The organism is Methylobacterium sp. J-043, from assembly GCF_022829505.1.
GTDB lineage: Bacteria > Pseudomonadota > Alphaproteobacteria > Rhizobiales > Beijerinckiaceae > Methylobacterium > Methylobacterium extorquens_A.
This window is the reverse complement of record NZ_JAKSYB010000037.1, coordinates 97,122-103,174: the sequence shown is the minus strand read 5'-3', so window position 1 is coordinate 103,174 and position 6,053 is coordinate 97,122. Positions and strand designations below refer to the sequence as shown.

Below are 6,053 nucleotides of genomic sequence, written 5' to 3'. Positions count from 1 at the left end.
CCCTAATCGTTCATTCCCAACGAGGGGAATTTCTCCGACGGGAAGAGGCCATGGAACAACCGGGTAGGCGAGTTCGTTCTATTCCATCCAAGGCGTATCCTGCTCGAAACACGGAATGGAGGGGGCGCGCTAAACCCGCGCGATGGACGTCTGTTTGAGCGCGGTTTTCCGGGGTCAGCCCAAATCGGGGTGATCCCTTCGGGATGGCGGATTTGGGCTTCGGCGGGATCCCATCACGCTGGCGTGATGGGATCCCGCCTCAGGCGCCGCGCGGGCTTGCTGATACGCTCCCCGTGCTGCGGCGCCCAGCGAACGCGCCGCCTTGACGCTGGCAGGAACGGCCGTTCGCGGACCAACTCCCTTCAGGAAGACGCGTCGCGGCGTGTTTCGAGGCTGCGATCGCAACACCTCGGCGAGGGAAGCCTTCAGGGGTTCGGAATGGGCAGGTCATTCGGCCCCAAAGACGGAATGGACCGTTCCCATGCGTGGAGGCCGTCGGCTTCCCTGCCTGAAACTTTTGATATTCCGTACCGTACCCACCACGACGGCGGGCATATGGAATATTCCAAATCAAGATGTTCCGAAAATTCCGTTAGGCGCGGGCTGCACTCGCCGTCGCGCGCGCGGTGCGGGCGGCCTTGGGCGGCACCAGCAGGCTGCCGGGATCGGCCGGGTGGAGCAGCATGCCGCCCTCGTCGAGGTCGATCCGCAGCCGCGGGAACACCTCGAGCAGGCCGGCGAGATCCGCCTTGAAGGCCTGGCGGAAGCTGCGCAGGCTGGCATTCTCGGCGCCGAACTGGCGGTGCAGGTTGTCCCAGGTCAGCCGCAGGGGGCGCTGCAGGGCGCGCAGGCGGTAGCCGGTCCAGAACAGCAGGTCGAGCTTGCGCGCCGAGCCGGAGAAGGCCCGCGCGGCGCGGATATCAACCGGCAGGGCGTGGCGGATCAGGCTATCGTAGAAATCCTGATGGAACGAGACGGTGCGCTGCCAGACGAGGCCGTCATCGCCGCGCCGCCACAGTTCGAGCTGGCGGAAGGGCGGCACGTTGAGGGTCGAGGCCTGTCCCTCCCCGTCCCACAGGCCGAGCTGCATCGAGCAGGCGGCGAGCCGGTTGAGCTGTTCCTTGAAGGCGCCGATGGTGCCGCGCTCGCCCCCGGTGACGGCAAACCCCATCGCCTTCATGAAGCCCGAGAGGCTGTCGGCGACCTCAATGACGGGGCTCCTCTGGCGCACCGCCTCGGTGCAGAGATGCAGGAGCACCAGCCGGGCCTTGGGGCCGTAGGGCAGGCCCTGCAGCTCCATCTCGCCGGTGATCGGGTTCTTGAGGCGTCCCGCCGAGAGGCTGAGCGAGTTGCGGCCGTATTCCCGCACGAAGTCGCGGGCGTCGCCGGGATCGCGGTAGGGCAGGCCGCACAGCGCGAGCACCGAGTGCAGGTGCTGGAGGTTTTCCGGACCCGTCGGCTCGCTCTCGATCACCTCGCGCACGGCGTCGCGGCGGCGGCGGTCGCGGCCCATGGCCTCGCGGGCCTCGGCCTGCGCGCCCTCCTGCGCCCGGGCCGCATCGCGCTCGCGCTGGCGGAACAGCAGGTGCTCGACGATCGGCGCGAACAGGAACCCGCCCCGCGCCGCCTCCAGCTCCGCCTGCAGATCCGGGTCGCGGATCGCGGCGATCTTGGCCTCAAGCCCCGACATCGCCTGCCCTCAAAGCCTCCCGCTGCGTGTCACGTCGTGTTCGCCTTACCTGACCGCGGGCTCCGGACGGAATCGTCGGAAGCACCCTCAGGGCCGCAACCGATCTGTCACGATTCAGCTCCGCGGAGTCCCGTGGCCTTTCGGAGTTTTCCCGGGAATCCACGCTTCGGCTCCCGAGTCCTGCACAGGCACGTCGTCCGCGGTCGGAAGCGGGGCCGATTTCGGACACGCAGAGTTCCATACGCCCGCCGGCCGGCTCGAATCCGCCCGCGCAGAGTTCAATACGCCCCTCGCCTGCCTCCCGGCCCCGGACTTGTCCCCGCTCTTCCCCGGCCAAACCGGTTTTGCACGCTGAATCGGGTACGGGCCCACGCAGAATCCGATGCGACAGGCCCCGCCTCCCACGCAGAATCCGATGCGAGGCCGCGCAGAGTTCGATGCGGTTCCGCGCAGAGTTCCATGCGCGAAGGGGCCTCAAGTCACGGGCGGATCACGACTTTTCTGCCCCCCTTATAACCTGCTGAACTGACTCGCTGAGAATCCTTAACAGATAGCTTTCCTAGGGAGGGTGGAGCTGCGTTCGCCAAACCGAACGGGATCTTTTTCTCTTCTTTTCAAAGGGAATAAACGGAATTTTGCACAGGCTGTGCCCCTTCTCTCCCCGATCGAGGGCCCGCGACGCGGCACTGCGCGGCAGCGGCGGACGGTCTATGAGCAGTGGCTTGGCTGAGGCCGGGCTTCCTGCGGGATGGGGGGATGAGAGCGATGGACGAGGCGCCGATCGACAGGCTGCTGACGCTGATGGCGCGCCTGCGCGATCCGGAACGGGGCTGCGCCTGGGACGTGCAGCAGAGCTATGCCAGCATCGTCCCCTACACGATCGAGGAAGCCTACGAGGTCGCCGACGCGGTCGAGCGCGGCGACCGGGCCGATCTGCGCGACGAACTCGGCGATCTGCTGCTCCAGGTCGTGTTCCAGGCGCGGATCGCGGAGGAGGAGGGCGCCTTCCGCTTCGACGACGTCGCCGAGGCGATCTGCGCCAAGCTGATCCGGCGCCACCCGCACGTCTTCGACGCGTCCGGAGGTTTCCTGCCGCCCGAGCGGCGCCCGACCGACCCGGCAGCGATCAAGGCGGCCTGGGAGACGATCAAGGCGCGGGAGCGCGCGGAAAAGGCGGCGGCCGGGAAAGCGGAAGCGGCGGGACCGCTCGCCGGCGTCTCGCGCGCCCTCCCCGCCCTCGCCCGGGCCGACCGGATCTCGAAGCGGGCAGCGGGCGTCGGCTTCGATTGGCCGGACGCGGCCCAGGTCCTGGCCAAGGTGCGCGAGGAGGCCGACGAGGTCGAGGAGAGCTTGGAGAAGGGCGAGCCGGAGGCGGTGTTCGAGGAGATCGGCGACCTGCTGTTCTCGGTCGCCAACCTCGCCCGTCACGCCGGCGTCGATCCGGAGGAGGCGCTGCGGCGCGGCACCCTCAAGTTCGAGCGCCGCTTCACCGCCATGGCCGCCCGGCTCGCCAGCGAGGGCCACGCCCTGGAGGACACCGCCCTCCCCGCGATGGAAGCCGCATGGCAGGCGGTGAAGCGCGACGAGAAGACGTGAGGTTCAGGGGATCCCGAAGGGCCTCAGGCCCTTCGGCGGGTTCTGAGGGCGGAGCCCTGAGATCGGCAAAGCCGCTTTGCAGGGCTCTACCCTGCACCCGCGAAAGGACGTGTCCTTTCGAAACCTTCGATCAGGGGCTCAGCCCTTCGCCCGCGGGCCGCCCTTCTTCGGGGCCTTCGGCTCCGGCGCCTTCGGCTTCAGGCGCTCCAAGACCTGCTCCAGGGCGCGCTCGACCGCCGCCTGCTCCGGCGGTGTGGCACCGTCTTGCGGGCGATTCGTCGGGTTCGAGTCGCGGCTCTTCGGCATGGGCGCAAGCCTAGACAGGGTTGCCAGGCCAAGACCACCGATTCAGTCCGTTTCAATACGCGCCGGGGGCCTTTTCCTCAGAGAAAAGCCTTTTGCGCGGCCGGGTTAATCTTAACGAGATACCCTGGGATCGCCCGTTTTTCGTGCCGCGAACGGCCAGTCGATGACGTGGACGGCGTAGAGCGCCCACCACACCATCACCGGCTGAAGCGCGAGGCGGGGGCCGTGATACCACCACGTGTCGGGAATCGGCGGCACGGCGATGCCCTCCACCGCCTGCTTGATGTTGGCCGGGAACACGCAGACCGCGTAGAGCGCCAGCATGATGCCGGCGAGCCGCCGCAGCCGCGGCACGAACAGCGCCAGCGCACCCGCGATCTCGCACAGGCCGGTGCCGATCACCACGAGGCGGGGCACGGGCACCCAACCCGGCATGATCGGCAGGAAGCGCTCGGTGGCGGCGAGGTGGACGACACCGATGAAGCCGTAGAGGCCGGTCAGGCCGGTGCGCAGCCAGCGGCGGTCGTCGCGCATCCCGGGACGCTCAAGCGGACTTGCCGTCGTCGGAGTCCGGCTTGTTCTCCCTGGCGGAAGAATTGCCGCGCGCGGCCTCCTCGGCCTCGGTGCCGGCGCGGTCCATCGGCCCTGCCTGCGACTTCAGCCGGCCCGTCGCCGGGTCCTTGGGCGAGACCGCGGCCCCGTGGCTCTGGTCGCGCTGCTCGTCCGCCATGCCAGCCTCGTCATTCGCGTGGAATCGTGACGGGGCAACGTGCGGCGCGCGGGGCGGTTCGCCCCGCCCCTAGACCGCGATGCCGTGCAGATCGTAGGCGTCGGCCCGCTCGATCTTCACGGTGACGATGTCGCCGGGCCGCACGGGACGGCGCGACGTGACGTGGACGCTGCCGTCGATCTCCGGTGCGTCGGCCTTGGAGCGGCCTCGCGCGCCGGTCGGGCCCGTCTCGTCGATGATGACTGACAAGCGCTTGCCCACCTTCGCCCGCTGCAAGCGCAGCGAGACGTGGCTCTGCGCCTCCATGAAACGGCGCTTGCGCTCGGCCTTCACCTCCGGCGGCACCAACAAGCCGAGATCGTTGGCGGTGGCGCCGCGGACCGGCTCGTACTCGAAGCAGCCGACGCGCTCGAGCCGGGCCTCGCGAATCCAATCGAGCAGTTCCTCGAACTCGGCATCGGTCTCGCCGGGGAAGCCGACGATGAAGGTCGAGCGGATGGCGAGATCCGGGCAGATCTCGCGCCAGCGCCGGATGCGGTCGAGCTGCTTCTCTTGGTTGCCCGGCCGGCGCATGCGCTTGAGCACCGAGGGGCTCGCGTGCTGGAGCGGCATGTCGAGATAGGGAAGGATCTTGCCCTCGGCCATCAGCGGGATGACCTCGTCGACATGCGGGTAGGGGTAGACGTAGTGCAGCCGCACCCAGGCGCCGAGTTCGCCGAGTTCGGAGGCCAGATCGTAGAACCGGGCGCGCACCTCCCGGTCCCGCCACGGGCTCGACGCGTAGCGCGTGTCGATGCCGTAGGCCGAGGTGTCCTGAGAGACGACGAGCAACTCCTTCACCCCGGCTTTGACGAGCTTTTCCGCCTCGCGCAGCACGTCGCCCGCCGGGCGGCTGACGAGGTCGCCGCGTAAGCTCGGGATGATACAGAAGGTGCAGCGGTTGTTGCAGCCCTCGGAAATCTTCAGATAGGCGTAGTGGCGCGGGGTGAGCTTGACCCCCTGCGGCGGGATCAGGTCGAGGAACGGATCGTGGGCGGGGGGCACCGCCTCGTGCACCGCGGCGACCACCGACTCGTAGGCCTGGGGGCCGGTGACGGCCAAGAGGTTCGGGTACTTCTCGCGGATCTCCTCCGGCTGCGCGCCCATGCAGCCCGTCACGATCACCCGGCCGTTCTCGGCCATGGCTTCGCCGATCGCCTGAAGCGACTCGGCCTTGGCCGAGTCGAGAAAGCCGCAGGTGTTGACGATGACCACGTCCGCCCCGTCATGGCGGCGGCTCAGCTCGTAGCCCTCGGCCCTCAGATGGGTGAGGATGCGCTCGGAATCGACGAGCGCCTTGGGGCAGCCCAGCGACACGAACGAGATCCGCGGCGCGGCGGCGCCCTTGGTGTCCGAGGGAGAGGCGGTTGCGGTCATGACGGCCCGTTGGGGCGGCCCTCCGGAACGGAGGTCCGCGCGTCCTGCATCGAGAGCGGTGGATGCGCCGGTATAACGGCATTGGGGCGCGGTTGCGAGCGTGGCCGGTCGCTTCCCGTTTTGCCGCACCGCGAGGCTGGCCGTTATCGCGTGGCCCGGATCGCCTCGCCGACGCTTGCGATCACGACGCTGGTGGCCCAAGCCATCATTGCGCAGCGTCAGCCGGAGTGGTCCAGCGTCACATTCTGCGCCGGAACGGCCGCGTTGCGATCACACCTATTACTCACAGATGTCATTTGACTTCAGAGACTTGCA

At 68.5% G+C, this 6,053-nt stretch carries 6 protein-coding genes; 1 reads left to right on the top strand and 5 read right to left on the bottom strand.

Going from position 1 to position 6,053, the window contains the following annotated elements; genetic code table 11:
• Nucleotides 1-592: 592 nt before the first annotated feature.
• Nucleotides 593-1,690, bottom strand: coding sequence for a replication protein RepA (locus MKK50_RS08485; RefSeq protein WP_253370099.1), 1,098 nt, complete (start codon nt 1,688-1,690; stop codon nt 593-595).
• A 765-nt stretch (nt 1,691-2,455) separates the two neighbouring features.
• Between MKK50_RS08485 and mazG the strand changes: the two genes are divergently transcribed.
• Complete coding sequence (gene mazG / locus MKK50_RS08480; RefSeq protein ID WP_499021729.1) at nt 2,456-3,286, top strand: nucleoside triphosphate pyrophosphohydrolase; 831 nt, start codon at nt 2,456-2,458, stop codon at nt 3,284-3,286.
• A gap of 138 nt (nt 3,287-3,424) precedes the next feature.
• Here the strand turns inward: mazG and MKK50_RS08475 are convergent, their stop codons facing one another.
• The 4 genes from MKK50_RS08475 to rimO all read right to left on the bottom strand — a co-directional run bounded on the left by MKK50_RS08475 (nt 3,425) and on the right by rimO (nt 5,738).
• Nucleotides 3,425-3,592 carry a hypothetical protein gene (locus MKK50_RS08475; protein ID WP_253370101.1) on the bottom strand — a complete coding sequence of 56 codons (168 nt, stop codon included), beginning with the start codon at nt 3,590-3,592 and terminating at the stop codon, nt 3,425-3,427.
• A gap of 111 nt (nt 3,593-3,703) precedes the next feature.
• Nucleotides 3,704-4,126, bottom strand: coding sequence for a DoxX family protein (locus MKK50_RS08470; RefSeq protein ID WP_499021723.1), 423 nt, complete (start codon nt 4,124-4,126; stop codon nt 3,704-3,706).
• Nucleotides 4,127-4,136: 10 nt separating this feature from the next.
• Entirely contained in the window at nt 4,137-4,322 is a 186-nt protein-coding gene (locus MKK50_RS08465) for a hypothetical protein (protein WP_499021722.1), read from the bottom strand.
• 69 nt (nt 4,323-4,391) lie between these two features.
• Entirely contained in the window at nt 4,392-5,738 is a 1,347-nt protein-coding gene (rimO, locus tag MKK50_RS08460) for a 30S ribosomal protein S12 methylthiotransferase RimO (protein WP_499021721.1), read from the bottom strand.
• Nucleotides 5,739-6,053: the final 315 nt, after the last annotated feature.